The sequence below is a fragment of the Streptomyces sp. NPDC050535 genome (genome assembly GCF_044457665.1).
Classification (GTDB): Bacteria; Actinomycetota; Actinomycetes; order Streptomycetales; family Streptomycetaceae; genus Streptomyces.
This window is the reverse complement of sequence record NZ_JBITHE010000005.1, coordinates 224303-243795: the sequence shown is the minus strand read 5'-3', so window position 1 is coordinate 243795 and position 19493 is coordinate 224303. Positions and strand designations below refer to the sequence as shown.

The following is a 19493-nucleotide window of genomic DNA, read 5'->3' as shown; positions in this document are numbered from 1 at the left end:
CGCGAGGAGTGAGTCGTCGTGAGCGGAGCCACGGGCGCCGGATCGACCGGTACGGAAACGGACGGCGGCCGTGGCCCCGCCATTGATGCGACTGATTCCCATGACTCTCATGGATCCCAGGGGGGAACTGTGACGGACACCCGAGGCCCGCAGGCCCAGCAGTACATGGGCGGGGAGGCCCCGGCAGGTGCGCCACCGGCGCCCGGTTCGCCGGTGGCCGGGGCGCCGCAGCAGGGTCCGCCCCTGCCCGGCTCACCGATGCCCGGATCCTCGATGCCGGGTTCACCGTTGCCCGGTTCGCCGCTGCCGGGGGACCGGCAGCCGTCGCAGCCCGCGCAGCCCTATCACCCGCCGCAGGCGTACCCGGCTCAGACGCCCTCGGGCGCCGTCCGCCGGCCGCGTACCGGCGCGCGCACGATGCCGCGGACCCGCAAGGCCCGCCTGCGGGTCGCCAAGGCCGACCCGTGGTCGGTGATGAAGGTCAGCTTCCTGCTCTCCATCGCCCTCGGCATCTGCACGATCGTCGCGTCCGCGGTGCTGTGGATGGTCATGGACGCGATGGGCGTCTTCTCGACGGTCGGCGGCACCATCTCCGAGGCAACGGGCTCGAACGAGTCGAACGGCTTCGACCTCCAGTCGTTCCTCTCCCTGCCGCACGTGCTGATGTTCACGTCGATCATCGCGGTCATCGACGTCGTCCTCGCCACCGCGCTCGCGACGCTCGGCGCGTTCATCTACAACCTCTCCGCCGGCTTCGTCGGAGGCGTCGAGCTGACGCTGGCGGAGGACGAGTAACCACCGCCGGGCGCCCTCTCAAACGTCCGCCGACTATCGATTTTGGGACTGGCCGCGTCGTGCGCTAATCTTCAGAGGTCAGCGCGCGGGACATACACCGCAGAGCGCGGCGGGGCTATAGCTCAGTTGGTTAGAGCGCATCCCTGATAAGGATGAGGCCACAGGTTCAAATCCTGTTAGCCCCACATCATGAAGGCCCCCAATCAGTCGTGATTGGGGGCCTTTGTCGATCCCGGAGCCTATTGGCCTCCAGCGGCTCAAGGCACGCGACGAGCCCGGCGGATCACCTGATCCGCCGGGCTCGTGTGTTCCGGTCGACGTGCCTCCCGAGCCTCCCGAGCCTGCCGACCGGAGCGCGGCGAGCGAGCGCGGGGAGCGAGCGGGGAGCGTGGGCGGGGATCGGTCAGGCGCGGCGTCGCAGCTCCTCGACGACCGTTGCCACGCCCTCCTCCAGGGCCAGCAGGCGGGTGTGCTGACGCAGGTGCGCGTACTTCGCCTCGGTCTCCCGGTCGTCCTCACGCGCGCGTGCGTCGACCGGCTCCACGGTTTCGACGTGGTTCGTGTGACGGAACAGGTGGGTGTCCCGGGGCGCGACGAGCCAGCACATCTGTCTGCCCCCGGCCACCATGTGCAGGACGCGCCCGCCGTCCTCGCCGCTGCTGTGCCCGGCGAGGACCGAGGTCGCCGGATGCAGCACCGCGAGCCAGGCGAGGAGATGCGCCCGCTCCCGTTCCAGACTCTCGCACCGCCGCTCGTAGGCGTCGGCGTGCTGTTGCCAGCGGATTACCTCCGGCACCTCCCGGTCGGGCGGCTGAGAGCCGGTTGGCGGGTACTGGACGGGGACGGTGGCCCGTTGCCGTGTCGGACGCCGCTGGAAGACGATTTCGAGGAGGCCCCGGAACCGGCCGGTGGACCCGTGTCGACGAGCGTGGGGGCGCGGCCATTCAGCCGGTTCCTGGGGTGAGGGCGTGACGGGTGCGGACATGTTGCTCCGGGGTGCGTGGTCCGGGACGGGGTCCCCTGGGACGGGGTCCGCGTCCCGCAGGGTCTACGGGCGGTTCGGATGGGCCGGGCGGTTCGGATGGGCCGCGTCGGATCGGGCACAGGACGCGGGGCAAGGCCGGAAACCGCGGCGGCCTGCCCGGACGTGGCGGCCGACCCGGACATTGCGGCCGGCCCGGACAAGGCGGCCAAGCTGTGCCGTTCGCCGGGCGGCGGCCGGCCGGCGGAGCGCATCGTCGACCCGGTACGCCGGTAACTGCTGGCGCCACGGGCGTTGGCCGCTCGACAGGCCTCGTCGGGCGGCTCCCCCTTGCGTACGTGTCGCTGGTAGGCCGCGCGGGTTCCGCACGGCGCGATCTCCCCGCGCAGGGGGACAGCTCTGGCCGGCGGAGTCACCGGCATCTCGGCCCTTCGGGCGCGCCGCTTCTCCAACGCGTGCCGCTGGGCGCCGGTGAGGCCCGCGGCGATGCCCGCGCGGTCGCACGCGGGCAGGCCGGCCTCACGGTGCAGTACGGCCGCACGGCACTCCTGAAGCACCAGGCAGGAGTCGCAGATGGCCGTGGCGGCCGCCCGTGTCCTGTCGGAGAACCACAGTTCGGGATCCTCGCTCCGGCACGCGGCACGCAGGCCCCAGTCCGACGCGTCGCCGTCCGCTTCCGCACGACGCGTCGCCGTCCACTGCCACGACCCGCCGGTGGCAGGCACGTTGGCCTCGGCGGGCTCCGTGGGACGCTTTCCGGCCGACGCCCGGAATCTGTCGCCGTAGGCCCTCATCGAGCCTGCTCGCTCCGTGTCGCGGTCACGGTGCCGGCGCCCGTCAAGGACGGCTCACTCCTGGCGCGCTCACCGGCCACATCGGCGACCACCGGATCTGACGGCTCCCGCATCGGAGTCAGGGGGCCCAGGTGTGCCGCCACGTTGGGGAGCGAGCACCGTTCCGGGCGGCCGTCCAGCGACAGCAGGGGCATGCCGTCGTGGCCGCGCCGGCCCTGGAAGTACCAGACCTGCCCGTGCGCATCACGCTGAGGCACCGTGAGGTCGTACACCCGCCCGCCGAACTCGAACGCCCGTGCCGCCTCGGGACTCCTCGGGCTGGGCGACGGCGCCGGGAGCTCGTAAGCCACCACCGATACGCGCACTCCTTCGTGATGGCATTCGCCGATCACCGCGTCGGGCAGCAGCCGCTCGCGGTCGTGAGTGATGCCGAAGTGCGAGCGCCACCGCGCCCACTGGTCCTGATCGGTGACCAGGAGCGCGACGCGCACCTGGTCACCGTCCGCGTGGACACTCTGGAAGTCCTGGTGCCGGCCGATGTGCCGCGCGATGGCGGCCGCGACGGCACGGGCACGCCGGCACGACATGTCCCAGGCGCGCGCCTGCCGCTCCAGCTCCGTCAGCTGCCGCGGTCCGCGCGACCACCCCCCGGTCGCGGTGCGGTGCAGAACGATGCCGTAGGACTTCTCCGGGTCGACCAGGAGGTGCTCGCCGTCCAGGGCGTGAGCGGCGGCCGTGACCGGGTCGGTGCCACCGGCCGCCATGACCGTGCGGATCACCTGTGCCGCGTGCGGAAGGTTCCTGTTCACGCGGCGCTCGCCTCCGTGGCCGTTCGCAACTTCCGCATCGCCCGGAAGGTGAGTCCCCTGACCGCGCCGATGCTGCGCCCCATGGTGTGCGCGGTCTCGGCGGAGGACATCTCGCCGATGTAGCGCAGCTCCAGGCACCGCCGTTGATGCGGGCTGAGCGTGTGCAGCGCGTCCCGCACGGCGGTGAGTGCCTCGACCGTCTCCAGCTCGCGCAGCGCGGTGGACTCGGCGCTGCGGTCGTGCGCGTCGGTCTCCTCGAGTTCGGGGACCAGGGTCTCCAGCCGGGTGCGGCTCGTCCGTACCTCGTCGAGGTGCAGGTTTCTCGCGATGGTGAGCAGCCAGGCGGTGAACGCCGCGCCCTGCCAGGTGTACGAGGTGATGCGGCGCAGCGCCCGTGCGAAGACCTCCTGGGTCAGGTCCTCCGCCAGGTGCCGGTTCCGCGTCCGGAAGAGGAGGTAGCGGAACACGAAGCGCTGGTGCTGGACATACAGGGCGGCGAACGCCTCGCGGTCGCCCGCGCGGGCCCGGGCCACCAATTCGGGCTCCGCTGCTCGCGGTGTCCCGATGTCACATCTGATCTGTGCGGACACGACTGGTGTGCTCCTTGGTCACAAAGGCTTGTGGACTCTGACTCGTCGTAAGGACGGATGGATCGCGTGGATCGAGGTGATTGCTTCAGGAGGTACGTCCCTTGCCATCTATCTCCAGTCTTCATGTAGATGTAGATTCATCGGGTGCGGGGAAATGCCCGGTGGCGGCAGTTGGTGCGCGTGGTGCGCTTGTGTCGCCTGGTCATGGGTGGGCCCGATGGGGGTGGGATGGGGTGTCGGACGGTCGAGTGGTTCATGACATCTACACTGTGCATGTAGATGTAGATTATGTCAAACGGGAAGAGTCCAGGTGGGCCGAAGGTTCGACGGGCGTGCGTGTAGCACGTGGGCAGAGCTGAATGCTTCCTGTTCCCCGAAAACCGCATGTCGATCTGCGATCTACTTGCGCATGTGGATGTTGTTGGTCGATGCTCGGAAACGTGACGAAGCGCCCTCATCCATCCGGCGAACCCGGCTCCGGCAAGGACCTCGCCCACGGGGGTGAAGACCTGGCCGCACTGTTGGAACGCCTTCTTGCCCAAGCACAGGGCCGGACGCAGAAGGATCTGGCCGAGCAGGCCGGCATCTCGTACCCGACGCTCAACGCGTGGGTGAACCGGACCCGTGGCACATCCCGCATCGACCCCGACAAACTGCGGGCGATGGTCGAGGTGTTCCGCCGCTGGGGTGTGAAGACCACGCCGCGGGAGTTCTTCGCTTCCGTCGGACGACCGGTACCCGGACCTAGTGGTGACGAGCGAGAGGCTCAACTGCTCCGGCTCTACCGCCAGCTGCCCGAGTCCAGGCAGCGTGACCTGGTCAAGAACGCCGAGGCGATGCTCCAGCTCAGCCGCGCCATCTGAAGGTCACTGACACAGCTCCGAACCGAGTGCTTTGTATCCACGTTCTCCCCGGTCCGGCACATCTCTTCGGGATATCCCGAGAGCTGATCGACGGCACACGGGCGCGAGTACGATTGGCTGTCCGCTGGCCTCCCGGAGCGGGATCACTCCATGCTCGTGTGCATCCCTGGGGAGGTAGCTGTGTGCATCCTGATTCGCGTGGCGGACGACTTGCCGAAGATCGCCATCTGGGATCCCGACGAAATGAGCATCCTGGTCGCGAGGGGCAGTGGGACAGCCGAGCTGTTCCGGGAACTGCGGGAGATCCTCACGATCGATCTGGGCGCGCCGGCCACCGCCGAGGCCGCACTGTTCTGCTTCTGCGGTACGCGCGTCGAACTGCCTGGCGAACTCGCTCTGCAGGGTTCCGGCAGATCTGCTGACGCCCTCTGACGTCCGGCGCGGCACATGACGGTCATCGTGCGCCGGTGAGGCAGTCGTCCGCGCTGGTGGATCCGGATTCCGCCGTCGAGCCTGTGGTGGCGGACAAGTCGGCGGCCTCGGACTCGGTCGCGTCCAGGGGCGGGCGATGGCGGCAGGAGGGAGACGAGCCATGGGCTTCGGCTCGGATGCGCTGCTTCATCGTCGGAGGCAGGCCCCGATCAGGTGCCCCGGACAAGAGCGGCACCGTCGGAACCGTCGTGACGGGGGTCCCGCTGTTGCGGACGGGCACTGACTGGGGTACGGCCGCGGCGGCGGTCGTCGTGACGAATCCGGCCGCCGTGCACAGGGAGAGGAGAAGCGTGACGATCGCGGTCCACAGCTTCATGAGCTGATTCCTGGCCATGGTCCCTCACTTTCGGGTCGGGTGATTTGCGTACTTTCCTCATGATGTGTATGGGGATCGTCGAGTGGTGGACCGACGCTCGGCGTGTGTCGATCTTCCGATGAACGTCACTCGGACGGACGCATGAGGTCCGAAAGTCCGGAGAAGAGGGCTTCGGGAGCTGACGTGGTCACCTTCCGAAGGGGGGCGATCACCCTTTGGCCGGATGGGTTTCCCTCGCCTCTAATGCGCTGCCCCGGTGGCGAGTTGGCCGCCGACGCAGGTCACCGATCGATATCGGTCGGTGTGTATAGTCGGGCGCCAGAGGTCCCCAACGTCAAGGAAAGACGAGGTCGCGCGGTGAAGAAGCTCCTCCTGGTCGCACTGGCCGCCATCGGCGGACTCCTCGTGTACCGCCAGATCCAGGCGGATCGCGCCGAGCAGGATCTGTGGACGGAGGCGACTGACTCCGTGCCCACGGGTTCCTGAGTAGCGACAACAGTCGAGACAGCAGTCCCAGAGCAGACCCCGGCCGCCTCGCGGTCGGGGTTTTGTGTCGCCCGGGTTCGTGCCGTCCGGGGGTTCGGGTTCACAAGGGCAAGCAATTTCATTACGGCAGCAAATTCGCCTGCTACGTAGAGGGGTCTTTCGGCCGCTCGTCCGGATAGCACGGGTAACGAGGTGGCGGCCGGGGCAGGATGGGCCACGGTCCAGGGGCGGCCACGGCTGTGCGTACGGCGGTTCACCCGCCGACGGACACGGCCGAGGGCATGCCTTCGTTACGTACAGGCTTACGTACAGGCCTACTACGAGGGGTGGCGCGCGATGGGGCGGCGCAGAGTGCGGTGGCGTGCGGCGTCGTGGCACGGCCGGTCGCTCGTGCTCACCACGGTGACGACGATCGCCGCAGCGGCCCTTTGCGCGACACTCACACCGGCGGCCGAGGCCACCGCTGCCGACACGCAGCAGAGAGCCGCCGGCGCTCCGAAGCCGTACGCCTTCGCCGAGGACGCCACCCCCGTCGAAGGCACCGCGGACACCACCGACTCCGTACGCCTGGAGCCAGGAAAGACGTACAAGAGCTCCATAGAGAGGGACGGCAAGCTCTACTACCGTCTCGAACTCGACACCACGGCCAACGCGTACGTCTCCGCCACCGCCGTCCCCGGTTCCGGCGAAAAGGTCACCTACGGGGACGGCATCAGGGTCTCCGTACAGGACGCCAACAGCCGCAACTGCTCCTACTCAGGAACCACCCACTTCGGTGCCACCCAGAGCTCCCACCCCGTTGCCGCCTGGGGATCGCGTGAGATCGGCAGCGACCAGTACGCCTGCCAGACGCCCGGGACGTATTACGCGGTCGTCGAGCGCAGCGGCACGGAAGGGTCCTCCTCCGGAGACTGGGACCTGGAGCTCAACTACGTGTCGGAGCCGATCCTGAAGAAGGCCGGTTCTACGAGCGCGGCCGAGACCTGGAACTCCGCCTCGCCCGACGCTCTCGCGGGTGACCCGAAACCCCGCAGAGGCGGCGCGGGCTTCACCCGGGCGACCAGCCTGCGACAGGGGGTCTGGCAGGACGAGATCAGCCCCGGACAGACCGTCTTCTACAAGGTGCCGGTCGACTGGGGACAACAGCTCTACACCACAGCCGAACTGGGCAGCACGAACAGCGGCGACAACGGCTATCTGGGCAACGCCCTGGCCATGTCCCTCTACAACCCCGTACGGGGCTTCGTCGACGACGTGGGCTCCGGCTACGACGGCAGCCAGCGCTCGGCCGCGCTCGATCCACTGCCTCCCGTCACCTACGAAAACCGCTATGCCGGCAGCAACCGCGTGACCGGGGTGCGGTTCGCCGGCTCCTACTACCTCGTGGTCCATCTCGCCGGGCAGGTCGCGGACAGGTTCGGTGACGGGCCGTTCGGACTGACACTGCGGGTACGGGTGGCCGGCACCGCGCAGGCGGGGCCGGCCTACTCGGGACAGGCGCAGCCCCGGAACGCGTTCGAAGTTCCCTCGGGGGATCTCGACGACGCGGCGGGCGTCGAAGCTGGAGGCGTAGGCGGCGGCAACGGTGGCAGTAGTGACACCGCCACGATGAAGCTGGTAGCGGCGGTCGGGATCGGCTCGGGGAGCGTTCTGATGCTGGCGCTCGGGATGTGGACCGTGGTCGCGCGCCGACGGGCGGCGCCGGCGTCGGCGGACGCGAATACGGTGCCGGCCCCGCGGACATCGGCTCCCAGAGACCATCGGGCGCCGCGGCACCGGTAGCAGTGCACCGGTAGCAGGTCACCGGCAGGACGGCACCGGCAGGACGGCCGGCCGGCCGCGAGTCGCCGCCCCGCACGGGCGCGCTCAGATCCGGGTCAACGCCCAGATACCCACCGCGAAGCAGGCCAGCGCGAGAAGCAGGATCGGGACGGCCACCTTCGCGGGAGGCCCCGGACGTGGTCGCGCCCGCCCGGCCACCCGCTCCGAGAATGCCCCCGCCCGAGGCGGAACCTGCGGGGACTGAGCGGTGTATGAACCAGTAGGGGCGTACGCGTGCTGCGGTATCGGGACGGACGGGGGCTGGGGTTGATGGGGGGAGGCCGGCACTTGAGTGGGGGTGGGCGTCGGGTCGAACGGCTGCGCTTGGAGGGGAGTCGGAGCCGGGAACTGGACCGCGGTGGGGGGAGTGGGCGGCTGCTCGGGCTGTTGCGGTTGCTGGTGGGGGGCGGGGCGGTACTGCGTCTCGTGCCATACCTGCTGGGGCTGGGGCTGGGGCTGGCGTGGCTCGTGTTGAGGCTGCGCGTTGGGGGCGGCGGCCTGGGGTGGGGGGAGGTGGAAGCTTCCGGTCTCCGACATCGCGGAGGGCCGCGGGGGGACGGGGGCCGGGGTGGATGCGGGGTGCGGGGGTGTGGCACCAGGACTGGCCGCGGTATCCGGTCGTACGTTGCCGGGGACGGGCCCCGGCTGTCCGTGATCGTTGGCGGACTCAGGGCGTACGCCATCGAAGCCGAGCTCTGGTTGTACGCCGCCGGTGCCGAGCTCTGGCCATGTGGCACCGGAGGCGGGCATCTGGGACAGGGGACCCGAGCTGTGATGCCATGGGCCGGAGCCGGAGCCGGAGCCGGAGCCGGAGCCGGAGCCGGAGCCAGCGCTGGAATCCGAGCCAGCGCTGGAATCCGGGTCAGAGCCGAGGCCCGAGCCCGGTTGCCGGGACTTGAAGTCAGAGTCGGAGGAGGAGCCGGGAACGGGGCCGAGCGCTGGCCCGCCCGCAGCCCCTGGCCGGGCCGGGACTCCTGGGTCGGCCAAATCCTCAGGCCGGCCGCGAGAACCATTGCCAACCCCGGCGTCAGCTCCCGCATGGCCGGAGTCACGGGCAGGGCCAGGAGCGAGGCCAGCGGCAGAATCCACCTCCGGCGGCGCTTCCCCCGAACCGAGTTGTGCCGCCGTGGCCGTCGACCGAGGCCGAAGCGGTACGTCGGCGGTACGCCTGCCCGAGGTGGTCCCGAGCGGTCCGGCAGGGCCGAACCCATCCGGAAGCGGCCCGAGTTGGTCGAAGACGTCGATCAACTCGTCGTCGAGGCCAGGCTCGGGGAGCAGCTCGGCGGCCGAGGCGAGCGCCTTGCGCGCCCCCGTGGCGGTACGGAACCGCGCCTGCGGGTCGGGCTGCACCAGCGTGGCTACGACCTGCCACAGCGGCTCGGGGATTCCCCGCGGCGCCGCCGGCGTGCCGTTCTCCGCGAAGTACTCGATCAATGCCTTGGCATCGGGCCTGGCACCCTCCAGCAGATACAGGGCGACAAGACCTACCGCGAACAGATCAGCGGGAAAGTCCGGCTCCGCACCCAGCATCTGCTCGGGAGCGAAGTAACCGGGCGTCCCCACCACGTAGTTGGTCTCCGTCAGCCGCGGCTCGCCCAGCCGCATCGCGATCCCGAAGTCGGACAGACGCAGCCGTGGCCGGGCTCTGCCGGTCGCCTCGAGCAGCACGTTGGCGGGCTTGATGTCCCGGTGCACGACCCCCTCGGCGTGCACGGCGGTGAGCCCGGACAGAAGCTGGTCGAGCAGGGTACAGACGAAGAGCGGTGGCAGGGGGCCGTAGTCCGCGACCAGGTGGACCAGCGATCCCCCGGCGACCAGATCCATCGTGAACAGGACCTTGTCGTCGTCGGCGGCCCAGCTCGCCGGAGCGAGGACATGCGGATGATCGATCCGCATCGCCTGCTCCCGTACGAAACGCAGCAGCGCGTGCGCGTCGCTCTGCTGCAACACCTTGGCGGCCACATACCGGCGCCGCCGGTGATCCCAGGCGCGCCAGACCGCACCGACTCCCCCGTGCCCGATCGGGTCGACCAGTTCGTACCGGCCGGCGAAGACCTCACCCATGGTCGTGCGTCGCCCCCCTGCGGTAGTCGGTCCGGTGACCTCTTCCGACGTGCGCGGACGCCTCGACCTCTGTGAAGTACCGGACAGTCAGGACTTCACAGAGGCACCCGGCCGCGTCGACCTCATGAGACGCCCGGCTGCTGACGTGCGGCGTCCGGAGACCTCGCGAGCTCCGGGCGCCTGCTGTACGGCGGCCGGGCTTCGGCTCAGCTCTGGTGCGACTGGTAGTGCGCGACCGCGTCAGAGGTGCGGCCGGCGCCGTACACCCGGAGAAACTCTGCCAGCTCGGGGTGGGTCGGGGCGAGAGTGTCCGCCGCGTCGATGATGTCCCCCGCGGCTGCTACCGAACGAAGAAGTGACTGAATCTCACGGACCACCCGCTTGACCGTGGGCGCACCCGAACTGCTCGTCGACTGAGTGGTGTTGCTGAGCACCGAGCCCCCCTGCGACTTCTTGATCTCGTCCATGCGCTCGGTAGCCTCAGCGGCGCTCACGCTGCCGTCCACGACCTGCCCCGCCAGGTCCTGCAACAGCTGCACACGCTGTACCACCGCCGGATTGCCGATCTTGGCGCGCTGACCGCTCATCAGCTGCGACAACATGGGTGCGGACAGGCCCAGCACCCCGGCAAGACGCGCCTGGTTGAGCCCCAGATCGTCTATGAGCCTACGGAAGAGCGCCCCCAACGGCTCCCCGTACCAGTTCCGCTGAAGCTCCCGCGCTCTCGCGGTTGCTTCTTGTTGTGCGGCGTCCATTGCGTCTCCCCATCGCTTCCCCAAATACCGCGGTTCGCTGTCGCGAACCACGCCGAGCATCTTACGGAGAGTGGTCGTCCACGGGGACCCCCAATCTTTTTGCGAGAACCCGGGGGTGACCCGGTACTCTGGTCTGCGGCGCCAGTCGGAAGGTGTTCTTTCGGCCGGTCGTTCCACTTCCGGGGCCTTAGCTCAGTTGGTAGAGCGCTGTCTTTGCATGGCAGATGTCAGGGGTTCGACTCCCCTAGGCTCCACATCAGAAAAGCCCCTCCGAGCTGCGGAAACGCAGAGCGGAGGGGCTTTTTGCGCAGCAAGGGCGACGGCCCGGGAGAACATCAGAGGATGCGGTGAGTGTCCGTCCGCCCACCGCTTTCAGTACCTCTCGGGGGCACGGGCCGCCGCCCGTTCCACGTGAAACAACCTCGTCGCTGGGCAGGACCCGTGCTGGTTCCACGTGAAACATCGCTGTGGGGCAGGAGACCTTCAAGGCTCCTGCCCCACAGCGATGTCGATACAGAGATCAGAACTCAGGCGCAGAGATCAGGGACGGTCATCGTGCCCCGCCGCCTCCTCCTCGGCCTGCTTGGCCTGGACCTCGGGATCCAGACCGGCCTGGCCACTGCCGTCGACCGACGTCAGGTGACCCGGCTCGGGCACCTCTGTCGCGGCAGGCGGCTCGACCAGCCAGTCGGGGTTGGCCTGCTTGTCCCACCACTTCCAGGCCGCGTAGGCACCGCCCGTCAGAATCCCCAGAACGGCCAGTCCCTTGACGACACGACCGGCTCGCGCCCGCCGCTCGTGCTTACGGACCAGCTTCTGGATCTCCCTCGGCGAGACCTGACCACGCAGCGCGGCCAGTGCAGCCACACCACGCGAAGCGGCCTCCTCCCGAACGGGCTGGGCCGCGGCCACAGCCTGCTCGATCCTCGGCTTGGAATAGTCAGCAGCCTGCCGAGCCGCCTTACGGGTGCGGACGACGGCTTCGTGGGTCGCCTGGTCGACCTTCGGCGGCACATGCGTACGGGCCTGCTCAACGCGCGGGGCGAGATGGGCGTCGTACTGCACGCGGGCCTGGTCGGCGGCCTGCGACACCTTCGGCGCGAGACGCACACGCGCCTCGTGCGCATACTGCGATGCCTTGTCCTTGGCCGTGTCGGCGTAAGGCGCCACCACTTCCGCGGCGTGCAGCACGCTCTCCTTCGCCGAGCCGCTCGCGGCGCGCACGCTGTCGATGCGGGTCACGGGTTTCCTCCTCCTCGGTGGCGTACGTCGGGGATTCTGAGTACCCCCAAAGACACACAGTTCACCTTTCCCCCCTCAACCGGATCATGCCCGCCTGACGGGACCGAGGCATGTGAGGGCGGGCATCCGGGTCACGGGCGGACTCCCGGTGAGCTCGGATCGAGACCGCTCACGTGTCGATCAACTGCAATAGCGCATGAATACAGGGCAACGGGAGCTTGTCGTCGACAATGCCACGGATCGCCGCACCCCGCCCCGATACGGAGAGGACTCGGCCGGATTTCTGCGAACGGGCCGACACCCGGATGTCCGCCCACAGGCGGTGGCCGGGCGACGCGCGGTCCCGGCCGTGCGAGGATCGCAGAGTCAAAAGAAGGCAACGGAAGGCAGATCGTGGCTGAGCAGCTCTACGCCACCCTGAAGACCAACAACGGCGACATCGAAGTCCGGCTCCTGCCGAACCACGCGCCCAAGACGGTCCGGAACTTCGTCGAACTCGCCACCGGCGAGCGCGAGTGGGTCAACCCGGAGACGGGTGAGAAGTCCACCGACAAGCTCTACGACGGCACGGTCTTCCACCGCGTGATCAGCGGCTTCATGATCCAGGGCGGCGACCCGCTCGGCAACGGCACCGGCGGCCCGGGCTACCAGTTCGAGGACGAGTTCCACCCCGACCTCGCCTTCGACAAGCCCTACCTGATGGCCATGGCCAACGCCGGCCCGGCCACCAACGGCTCGCAGTTCTTCATCACCGTCTCCCCGACGGCGTGGCTGTCCCGCAAGCACACCATCTTCGGCGAGGTCACCGACGCGGCCAGCCAGAAGGTCGTGGACGCCATCGCCGGCGCCAAGACCAACCCCCGCACCGACCGCCCCGTCAACGACGTCGTCATCGAATCGGTCGTCGTCGAGACCCGCGAGGCCTGACCCCCCGGCAGGGCACCGAAGGCTGGGCAACGAGGACTCAGCAACAAGGGCTGAGCAACGAGGACTGAGCCCCGAGGGATCGCCGGGTGCGCGGCAGAGTCTGTACGCTCCCGCAGGGAACCAAACGCCCCGTTCATCCGTATGGATGGACGGGGCGGTGCATTGCGTACGACCGAATGAGGGGACCCCATGGACCAGGCGCCAGGCAGCCCCCAGGACCCACAGGGCCCCGGGGATCAGGGACCGCAGGACGCCGAGGGCCCGCCCACCTGCTACCGGCACCCGGACCGCGAGACAGGCATCCGCTGCACCCGCTGCGAGCGACCGATCTGCACCGACTGCATGGTCAGCGCCTCCGTCGGCTTCCAGTGCCCGGACTGCGTCCGCGAAGGCTCCGGCACCGGACACCCCGCGACAGCCACCCAGCCCCGCACCCTCGCGGGCGGCACGGTCACCGCGGACCCCCGGCTCGTCACCAAAGTCCTGATCGGGATCAACCTCGCCGCCTTCCTGGTTCAACTGTCCCTGGGCGACCGCTTCACCGACAGCTTCGACCTGTTCGGGCGGGCCTGGCTCTCCGGCGAGATGCAGGGCGTCGCGGAAGGACAGCCGTACCGCCTGCTGACGGCGATGTTCCTGCACGGCAGCTACATCCACATCCTGTTCAACATGCTCAGCCTGTGGTGGATCGGCGGCCCCCTGGAAGCGGCCCTCGGCCGCGCCCGCTACCTCGCCCTGTATTTCGTCTCGGGCCTCGCGGGCAGCGCGCTCACGTACCTGATCGCCGATCCCCTGCAACCCTCACTCGGCGCCTCCGGCGCGATCTTCGGCCTCTTCGGCGCGACCGCCGTCCTCATGCGCCGGCTCAGGTACGACATGCGCCCGGTCATCGCGCTGCTCGTGATCAACCTGATCTTCACCTTCGGGTGGAGCAACATCGCCTGGCAGGCCCACATCGGCGGCCTCGTCGCCGGTGTCGTCGTCGGCTACGCCATGGTCCACGCGCCGCGCGAGCGGAGGGCGCTGATCCAGTACGGGGTGTGCGCTCTGGTGCTGCTCGCCGTGGTGGTCGCGACGCTGGTCAGGACCGCCCAGCTCGTGTGAGTAACCGGCGTTGTCCACAGACTGTGGCGGATCTTGTGCACATTGTGCGGGAACAGCTGTGCCCCCTGTCGCTGAACCGGGTTTTCCCAGGTCAGGCAGGGGGCGAACAAGCTTCCGGATTCCGGTAGGTCTGTCAGACCGGCGTCAACCCCGGATGAGTTATCCACAGATCTTCTTTCTTTTCCACCTGTGTGGATAACACCTGTGGATAACTCAGTGGATAGTCCTGGGCAGAGCTGTCGCGGAGCGCCGTTGAGCTGCGGTGGAGCTCCCGTGGTGCCGCTTCCCGGTGGCTACTTCCACTGGGTGGAGACACCGAAGCCTGCGGCGATGAAGCCGAAGCCGACCACGATGTTCCAGTTGTCGAGGCCGTCGACGGGCAGCGAGCCGTCCGTGACGTAGAAGACGACGATCCAGGCCAGGCCGATGAGGAACATGGCCAGCATGACCGGTGCGACCCAGCCGCGGTTGGTCAGCTTGATGTTGGTCGCCTGCTTCGCCGTGGGCGGCGTGTAGTCGGCCTTCTTGCGGATACGTGACTTCGGCACGAGGGTCTCTCCTGTCGATGCGCTGCGTGGCCGCGCAGGGAACTGGGGCGGGCTCCGGGGCAGCGTACAAGGGGACACTGAGAGCTCCCCCGGGCGTCCGTTAGCGTAGTGCTTCCGCGGCGCCGAAGGAGATAAGGGTACGTTGAGCAATTCCGCCGACTCTCCCGGTACGGGTTCCACTCCTGCCGGTAAGCGCCGTTTCCGGCCCGTTCGGGTACTCACGGCAGCCGTCTTCGCCCTCGCGGGCCTCATTTTCTTCACCAGTTTCAACACCGCCAAGGGCACCGACATCCGCACGGACGCCTCCTTGCTCAAGCTCTCCGACCTGATCGAGGAGCGCAGCCACAAGAACGCCTCGCTGGACGAGTCCAACGGCGTGCTGCGTGACGACGTCGACTCCCTGGCCGGGCGGGAGGACGGCAGCACGGCCGCCGAGGACGCCAAGCTGGCGGCGCTGGAGAAGAACGCGGGCACCCAGCAACTCAAGGGCGAGGCGCTCACGGTCACGCTCAACGACGCCCCGCCGAACGCGACGGCCAAGCTGCCCGGTTACCCCGAGCCGCAGCCCGATTACCTGGTCATCCACCAGCAGGACCTCCAGGCGGTCGTGAACGCCATGTGGGAAGCCGGTGCCGAGGGCATCAAGGTGATGGACCAGCGGCTGATCTCCACGAGCGCCGTCCGCTGCGTCGGCAACACCCTGATCCTCCAGGGCCGCGTCTACTCGCCCCCGTACAAGATCACCGCGATCGGTGACCCGGACAAGCTCAAGGACGCGCTGGCCGCCTCCCCCGCGATCCAGAACTACATGGTGTACGTCAACGTCTACGGACTCGGATGGAAAGTCGAAGAGGACGGGACGGTGACTCTTCCCGGCTACTCGGGCACAGTGGATCTCCACTACGCGAAGCCCGTGGAGTAGCACGGGGTAGTGGCGGAGTAGTGCCTGATTAGCTGTTGCTGCCGCTGGGGGACCCTGTGTCGGTGCGAGTGGTCGTCAGGACGATCAGTGAACTGTGCATCACCGTCGGCACCCTGATCGTGCTCTTCGTGGTCTACGTGCTGTTCTGGACGGGCGTGAAGGCCGACAGCGCGATGGACCGGCAGATCGACCAGCTCCAGGAGCAGTGGTCCAGGGGGAGTGTGCAGCCGTCGGCCGCGGCCCCTCCCCGGAGTTCAGACCCAGGCCCGAGTCCGAGTACCGGGCAGAGCGAGAGCCCCGCGAAGTCTCCGGCGCCGCCCGCCTCGTACGCGTATGGCAAGCCCTTCGCTGTGATGTACATCCCCCGGCTTGGTTTCACGTGGAACAAGCCGCTCCTCGAAGGGACCGGTACCGACGTCCTGAAGAAGGGGCTGGGCCACTACCGGGGCACGGCTCAGCTCGGGCAGCCGGGGAACTTCGCCGTCGCGGGGCACCGCCGTACGTACGGGGATCCGTTCAAGGACTTTCCCGAGTTGCGGAGGGGGGACGCGGTGGTGCTGACCGACGGGACGACGTGGTTCACGTATCGCGTCGACAAAGGCCCTTACAAAACGCTGCCCTCCGACATTGAGGTGATCGATCCTGTGCCGCGTAAATCCGGGTACACCCGTCCGGGCCGGTATCTCACGTTGACCACGTGCGACCCGGAGTGGGGGCACAGTCATCGGCTGATCGTCTGGGCGCATCTTGATTCCACACAGCCTGTGGAGGCTGGGAAACCTACGGCGCTACGCCGTTAGTCTGGTGCGGTACGGCGACGGAAGGGACGGCATGTACGGCTGGATCTGGCGGCATCTGCCGGGGAACGCGTGGGTGAGGGCGTTGATCGCCTTCGTGCTGACCCTCGCTGTGGTCTACGTGCTCTTCCAGTACGTCTTCCCGTGGGCCGAACCGCTGCTGCCCTTCAACGATGTGACGGTGGACAACCAGTGAGCGCCCGGATTCTCGTCGTCGACAACTACGACAGCTTCGTCTTCAACCTGGTCCAGTACCTCTATCAGCTGGGTGCGGAGTGCGAGGTGCTGCGCAACGACGAGGTGTCGACGGCGCACGCTCAGGACGGTTTCGACGGGGTGCTTCTGTCGCCGGGACCGGGTGCTCCCGAGCAGGCCGGGGTGTGTGTCGAGATGGTCCGGCACTGTGCGGCGACCGGCGTTCCCGTCTTCGGCGTCTGCCTGGGCATGCAGTCGATGCAGGTGGCGTACGGCGGTGTCGTGGACCGGGCGCCCGAGTTGCTGCACGGCAAGACGTCGCTCGTGGAGCACGGAGGCCTGGGCGTTTTCGCCGGCTTGCCCTCTCCCTTCACCGCGACCCGCTACCACTCGCTCGCGGCCGAGCCGGAGACGGTGCCGGCGGAGCTCGAGGTCACGGCGCGTACCCACGACGGGATCATCATGGGGCTGCGGCATCGTGAACTGGCGGTCGAGGGTGTGCAGTTCCACCCCGAGTCGGTTCTGACCGAGCACGGGCACCGCATGCTCGCCAACTGGCTGGTGGAGTGCGGATACCAGGGGGCCGTGGCGAGGTCGGCGGGGCTCGCCCCGGTGGTGGGCAGGGCCACGGCGTGACCGCGCTGCGCCCCGAGCGCGAGAGCTCCTCCTACGGCGGCGAGGCCGCGTACGGGGGCGCCGAAGCGTTCGAGGGCGCCGAGGCGGGGGCCCAGGACTTGAGGGCCGCCGCCCAGGACTTGGGGGCCGCGCAGGCTTTCGAGGCGACCCAGGCCTTCGAGGCGGCGGTCGAGCAGTTGGCCGACCCTCTGACGGATCCGCTGCCGGGGCGGCGACAGGCGGCCACCGGTCAGCACCGGGCTCCTCGGCAGCCCCTCCCACCTCAGCAGTCCGCTCCTCCTGAGCAGCCCATTTCCTCTCAGCAGCCCGTTCCCCCACGGCAGGCGCCTCAAGGGCACGCCGCTCCGCGGCAGACGCCTGAGCGACAGGCTCCGTCGCGGCAGGGCTCCCAGGAGCAGGAGTGGTACGACCCGGAGGGCTTCGTACACGACCGGTACGCGGCGCCCGAGCCGACGCGGCCGCGGCAGCCGTCGTACGAGGAGCCGGTCGCCCCGCCGTACCGGGAGCCTGTCTCGGTGCCGTACGAGCAACCGCGCCCGGCGCCCGCGCCGTTGGACGACGAGACGGTGGCGCTGCGCATCCCGGACACGGACCGAATAGCAGGGGCCGCTGCCCGGAGTGCCGCCGAGGGCGCGCCGGTGCCCGGTGGTCGTGCCGCCCGGCGTAAGGCGGCGCGGCGCCACGGGCGACGTGGAGGCGCTCAGGAGCCTCTGGAGCCCCCCGGGTCCCAGGAGTCGCCCGCGTCGCCGGAGAAGGGCGCTGAGGCGCCTCTGACGCGGATGGAGGCGCGGCGGGCGGAGCGGGCGCGGAAGCCTGGGGCCGCGGTCATCGCGAGCCGGGTGATCGGTGAGGTGTTCATCACCACCGGCGTGCTGATGCTGCTGTTCGTGACCTACCAGTTGTGGTGGTCGAACGTGCGGGCGCACCAGCAGGCGGACAAGGCCGCGAACAATCTTCAGCAGGACTGGGCGACGGGCCAGGGGAAGCCGGGGACGTTCGAGCCGGGACAGGGCTTCGCCATCCTGCACATCCCGAAGCTGGACGTGGTCACGCCCATCGCCGAGGGCACGAACAAGTCGAAGGTGCTCGACCGCGGGATGGTGGGCCACTACGCGGAGGGCAGCCTGAAGACGGCGATGCCGGACGCCAAGACGGGCAACTTCGCGCTGGCGGGTCACCGGAACACGCACGGGGAGCCGTTCCGGTACATCAACAAGCTCGAGCCGGGCGACGAGATCGTCGTCGAGACGCAGGACGACTACTACGTCTACAAGATGACGTCGATCCTGCCGGTGACGAGTCCGAGCAACACGGCTGTGATCGATCCGGTGCCCAAGGGTTCGGGTTTCACCGAGGCGGGCCGCTACATCACGCTCACCACCTGCACACCGGAATTCACCAGTAAGTACCGGATGATCGTGTGGGGCAAGATGGTCGAGGACCGGCCGCGCAGCGAGGGCAAACCGGAAGCGCTCGTCCAGTAGTGGCGCGACAGCAGGGCCGTCGGCAGTAAGAGCACGTGGACCACCCGAGACAGACCGGACCCGAGACAGACCACCGGACCCGAGACAGACCAGACGGGGCAGATGCACAGTGGCAGCGAGTACCGACCACGACGAGCGTACGGACGTCGAGGAACCGGCGCCGGCGCCGCGACGCCGCGGCTCCGGCCGGCTGGCGATGGCGGTCAGTGTCTTCGGTGAACTCCTCATCACCGCGGGTGTGGTGCTCGGCCTGTTCGTCGTCTACTCCCTGTGGTGGACGAACGTGGTCGCGGACCGGGCGGCGGACCGGCAGGGCGACAAGGTCCGCGACAACTGGGCGTCGGCGGACACCGGCCCGGGAGCCCTGGACACCAAGGCCGGCATCGGCTTCCTGCATGTCCCGGCGATGAGGAACGGCGAGGTCCTGATCGAGAGGGGCACGACGTCCGAGGTCCTGAACGACGGCGTCGCCGGCTACTACACGGACCCCGTCAAGTCCGCCCTGCCGACGAGTGACAAGAACGGCAACTTCTCCCTCGCCGCCCACCGCGACGGCCACGGCGCGAAGTTCCACAACATCGACAAGCTCAAAAAGGGCGACGCGATCGTCTTCGAGACCAAGGACAAGTGGTACGTCTACAAGGTCTACGACATCCTCCCGGAGACCTCGAAGTACAACGTCAAGGTCCTCCAGTCGGTCCCCGAGCAGTCCGGCAGAACGAAGCCGGGCCAATACATCACGCTGACGACGTGCACGCCCGTGTACACGTCCCGGTACCGGTTCGTGGTGTGGGGGGAGTTGGAGCGGGTGGAGAAGGTGGACAGCGATCGGACGCCGCCGAAGGAACTGCGCTGAGGTGACCAGGCCCCT

General features: G+C 68.7%; 22 protein-coding genes and 2 tRNA genes. 15 read left to right on the top strand and 9 right to left on the bottom strand.

Going from position 1 to position 19493, the window contains the following annotated elements:
- The first annotated feature begins 18 nt into the window (after positions 1-18).
- The gene (locus tag ACIBLC_RS14250; RefSeq protein WP_399211193.1) at positions 19-795 is read left to right on the top strand and encodes a DUF3566 domain-containing protein; all 777 of its coding nucleotides are present in this window, start codon (positions 19-21) and stop codon (positions 793-795) included.
- A gap of 111 nt (positions 796-906) precedes the next feature.
- Positions 907-980: transfer RNA gene (locus tag ACIBLC_RS14245), tRNA-Ile, on the top strand.
- Between the two features lie 218 nt (positions 981-1198).
- Here the strand turns inward: ACIBLC_RS14245 and ACIBLC_RS14240 are convergent.
- Genes ACIBLC_RS14240 through ACIBLC_RS14225 form a run of 4 tightly spaced genes read right to left on the bottom strand, consistent with a single transcriptional unit; the run spans position 1199 to position 3970 of the window.
- A complete protein-coding gene (locus tag ACIBLC_RS14240) occupies positions 1199-1591 on the bottom strand; it encodes a hypothetical protein (RefSeq protein WP_399211192.1) in 393 nt (130 codons plus the stop codon).
- Positions 1579-2571: a WhiB family transcriptional regulator gene (locus tag ACIBLC_RS14235; protein ID WP_399211191.1), complete on the bottom strand. Its 993-nt coding sequence runs from the start codon at positions 2569-2571 to the stop codon at positions 1579-1581. Before ACIBLC_RS14235 ends, ACIBLC_RS14240 begins: the two co-directional genes overlap by 13 nt.
- On the bottom strand, positions 2568-3380 hold the full coding sequence (locus tag ACIBLC_RS14230; RefSeq protein ID WP_399211189.1) for a BN159_2729 family protein: 813 nt from the start codon (positions 3378-3380) through the stop codon (positions 2568-2570). The genes ACIBLC_RS14235 and ACIBLC_RS14230 overlap by 4 nt, the downstream gene beginning before the upstream one ends.
- The gene (locus ACIBLC_RS14225) at positions 3377-3970 is read right to left on the bottom strand and encodes an RNA polymerase sigma factor (protein WP_399211188.1); all 594 of its coding nucleotides are present in this window, start codon (positions 3968-3970) and stop codon (positions 3377-3379) included. Before ACIBLC_RS14225 ends, ACIBLC_RS14230 begins: the two co-directional genes overlap by 4 nt.
- A gap of 440 nt (positions 3971-4410) precedes the next feature.
- On the opposite strand from ACIBLC_RS14225, the gene ACIBLC_RS14220 reads away from it, so the two are divergent.
- On the top strand, positions 4411-4833 hold the full coding sequence (locus tag ACIBLC_RS14220; RefSeq protein WP_399211187.1) for a helix-turn-helix domain-containing protein: 423 nt from the start codon (positions 4411-4413) through the stop codon (positions 4831-4833).
- 198 nt (positions 4834-5031) lie between these two features.
- Complete coding sequence (locus tag ACIBLC_RS14215) at positions 5032-5265, top strand: hypothetical protein (protein WP_399211186.1); 234 nt, start codon at positions 5032-5034, stop codon at positions 5263-5265.
- 22 nt (positions 5266-5287) lie between these two features.
- On the opposite strand, the gene ACIBLC_RS14210 is transcribed toward ACIBLC_RS14215, so the two are convergent.
- Positions 5288-5659, bottom strand: a complete 372-nt coding sequence (locus tag ACIBLC_RS14210) for a DUF6344 domain-containing protein (RefSeq protein ID WP_399211185.1) — start codon at positions 5657-5659, stop codon at positions 5288-5290.
- Positions 5660-5998: 339 nt separating this feature from the next.
- Between ACIBLC_RS14210 and ACIBLC_RS14205 the strand changes: the two genes are divergently transcribed.
- Together ACIBLC_RS14205 and ACIBLC_RS14200 are read left to right on the top strand one after the other, a co-directional pair.
- The gene (locus ACIBLC_RS14205) at positions 5999-6127 is read left to right on the top strand and encodes a DLW-39 family protein (protein WP_003999697.1); all 129 of its coding nucleotides are present in this window, start codon (positions 5999-6001) and stop codon (positions 6125-6127) included.
- 336 nt (positions 6128-6463) lie between these two features.
- Entirely contained in the window at positions 6464-7909 is a 1446-nt protein-coding gene (locus tag ACIBLC_RS14200; RefSeq protein ID WP_399211183.1) for a hypothetical protein, read from the top strand.
- 84 nt (positions 7910-7993) lie between these two features.
- On the opposite strand, the gene ACIBLC_RS14195 is transcribed toward ACIBLC_RS14200, so the two are convergent.
- Together ACIBLC_RS14195 and ACIBLC_RS14190 are read right to left on the bottom strand one after the other, a co-directional pair.
- On the bottom strand, positions 7994-10012 hold the full coding sequence (locus ACIBLC_RS14195) for a protein kinase (RefSeq protein WP_399211182.1): 2019 nt from the start codon (positions 10010-10012) through the stop codon (positions 7994-7996).
- Positions 10013-10218: 206 nt separating this feature from the next.
- Positions 10219-10767, bottom strand: a complete 549-nt coding sequence (locus ACIBLC_RS14190; RefSeq protein ID WP_266458338.1) for a DNA-binding protein — start codon at positions 10765-10767, stop codon at positions 10219-10221.
- Between the two features lie 181 nt (positions 10768-10948).
- Here ACIBLC_RS14190 and ACIBLC_RS14185 point away from each other — a divergent pair.
- Positions 10949-11021, top strand: a tRNA-Ala gene (locus ACIBLC_RS14185).
- 286 nt (positions 11022-11307) lie between these two features.
- Here the strand turns inward: ACIBLC_RS14185 and ACIBLC_RS14180 are convergent.
- Positions 11308-12009: a DUF5324 family protein gene (locus ACIBLC_RS14180; RefSeq protein ID WP_399211181.1), complete on the bottom strand. Its 702-nt coding sequence runs from the start codon at positions 12007-12009 to the stop codon at positions 11308-11310.
- Between the two features lie 393 nt (positions 12010-12402).
- Here ACIBLC_RS14180 and ACIBLC_RS14175 point away from each other — a divergent pair, with 393 nt between their 5' ends.
- Both ACIBLC_RS14175 and ACIBLC_RS14170 read left to right on the top strand, forming a co-directional pair.
- Entirely contained in the window at positions 12403-12936 is a 534-nt protein-coding gene (locus tag ACIBLC_RS14175) for a peptidylprolyl isomerase (protein WP_399211180.1), read from the top strand.
- A 189-nt stretch (positions 12937-13125) separates the two neighbouring features.
- Entirely contained in the window at positions 13126-14040 is a 915-nt protein-coding gene (locus ACIBLC_RS14170; protein WP_399211179.1) for a rhomboid family intramembrane serine protease, read from the top strand.
- Between the two features lie 293 nt (positions 14041-14333).
- On the opposite strand, the gene crgA is transcribed toward ACIBLC_RS14170, so the two are convergent.
- A complete protein-coding gene (crgA, locus tag ACIBLC_RS14165; RefSeq protein WP_399211176.1) occupies positions 14334-14588 on the bottom strand; it encodes a cell division protein CrgA in 255 nt (84 codons plus the stop codon).
- 142 nt (positions 14589-14730) lie between these two features.
- Here crgA and ACIBLC_RS14160 point away from each other — a divergent pair, with 142 nt between their 5' ends.
- The 6 genes from ACIBLC_RS14160 to ACIBLC_RS14135 all read left to right on the top strand — a co-directional run bounded on the left by ACIBLC_RS14160 (position 14731) and on the right by ACIBLC_RS14135 (position 19478).
- Positions 14731-15510, top strand: coding sequence for a DUF881 domain-containing protein (locus ACIBLC_RS14160; RefSeq protein ID WP_399211175.1), 780 nt, complete (start codon positions 14731-14733; stop codon positions 15508-15510).
- 62 nt (positions 15511-15572) lie between these two features.
- Positions 15573-16310: a class E sortase gene (locus ACIBLC_RS14155; protein ID WP_399211174.1), complete on the top strand. Its 738-nt coding sequence runs from the start codon at positions 15573-15575 to the stop codon at positions 16308-16310.
- A gap of 31 nt (positions 16311-16341) precedes the next feature.
- Positions 16342-16503: a hypothetical protein gene (locus ACIBLC_RS14150; protein WP_399211173.1), complete on the top strand. Its 162-nt coding sequence runs from the start codon at positions 16342-16344 to the stop codon at positions 16501-16503.
- A complete protein-coding gene (locus tag ACIBLC_RS14145) occupies positions 16500-17138 on the top strand; it encodes an aminodeoxychorismate/anthranilate synthase component II (RefSeq protein WP_399211172.1) in 639 nt (212 codons plus the stop codon). Before ACIBLC_RS14150 ends, ACIBLC_RS14145 begins: the two co-directional genes overlap by 4 nt.
- On the top strand, positions 17135-18622 hold the full coding sequence (locus ACIBLC_RS14140) for a class E sortase (protein ID WP_399211171.1): 1488 nt from the start codon (positions 17135-17137) through the stop codon (positions 18620-18622). The genes ACIBLC_RS14145 and ACIBLC_RS14140 overlap by 4 nt, the downstream gene beginning before the upstream one ends.
- A 109-nt stretch (positions 18623-18731) precedes the next feature.
- On the top strand, positions 18732-19478 hold the full coding sequence (locus ACIBLC_RS14135; RefSeq protein WP_399211170.1) for a class E sortase: 747 nt from the start codon (positions 18732-18734) through the stop codon (positions 19476-19478).
- Positions 19479-19493 lie beyond the last annotated feature (15 nt).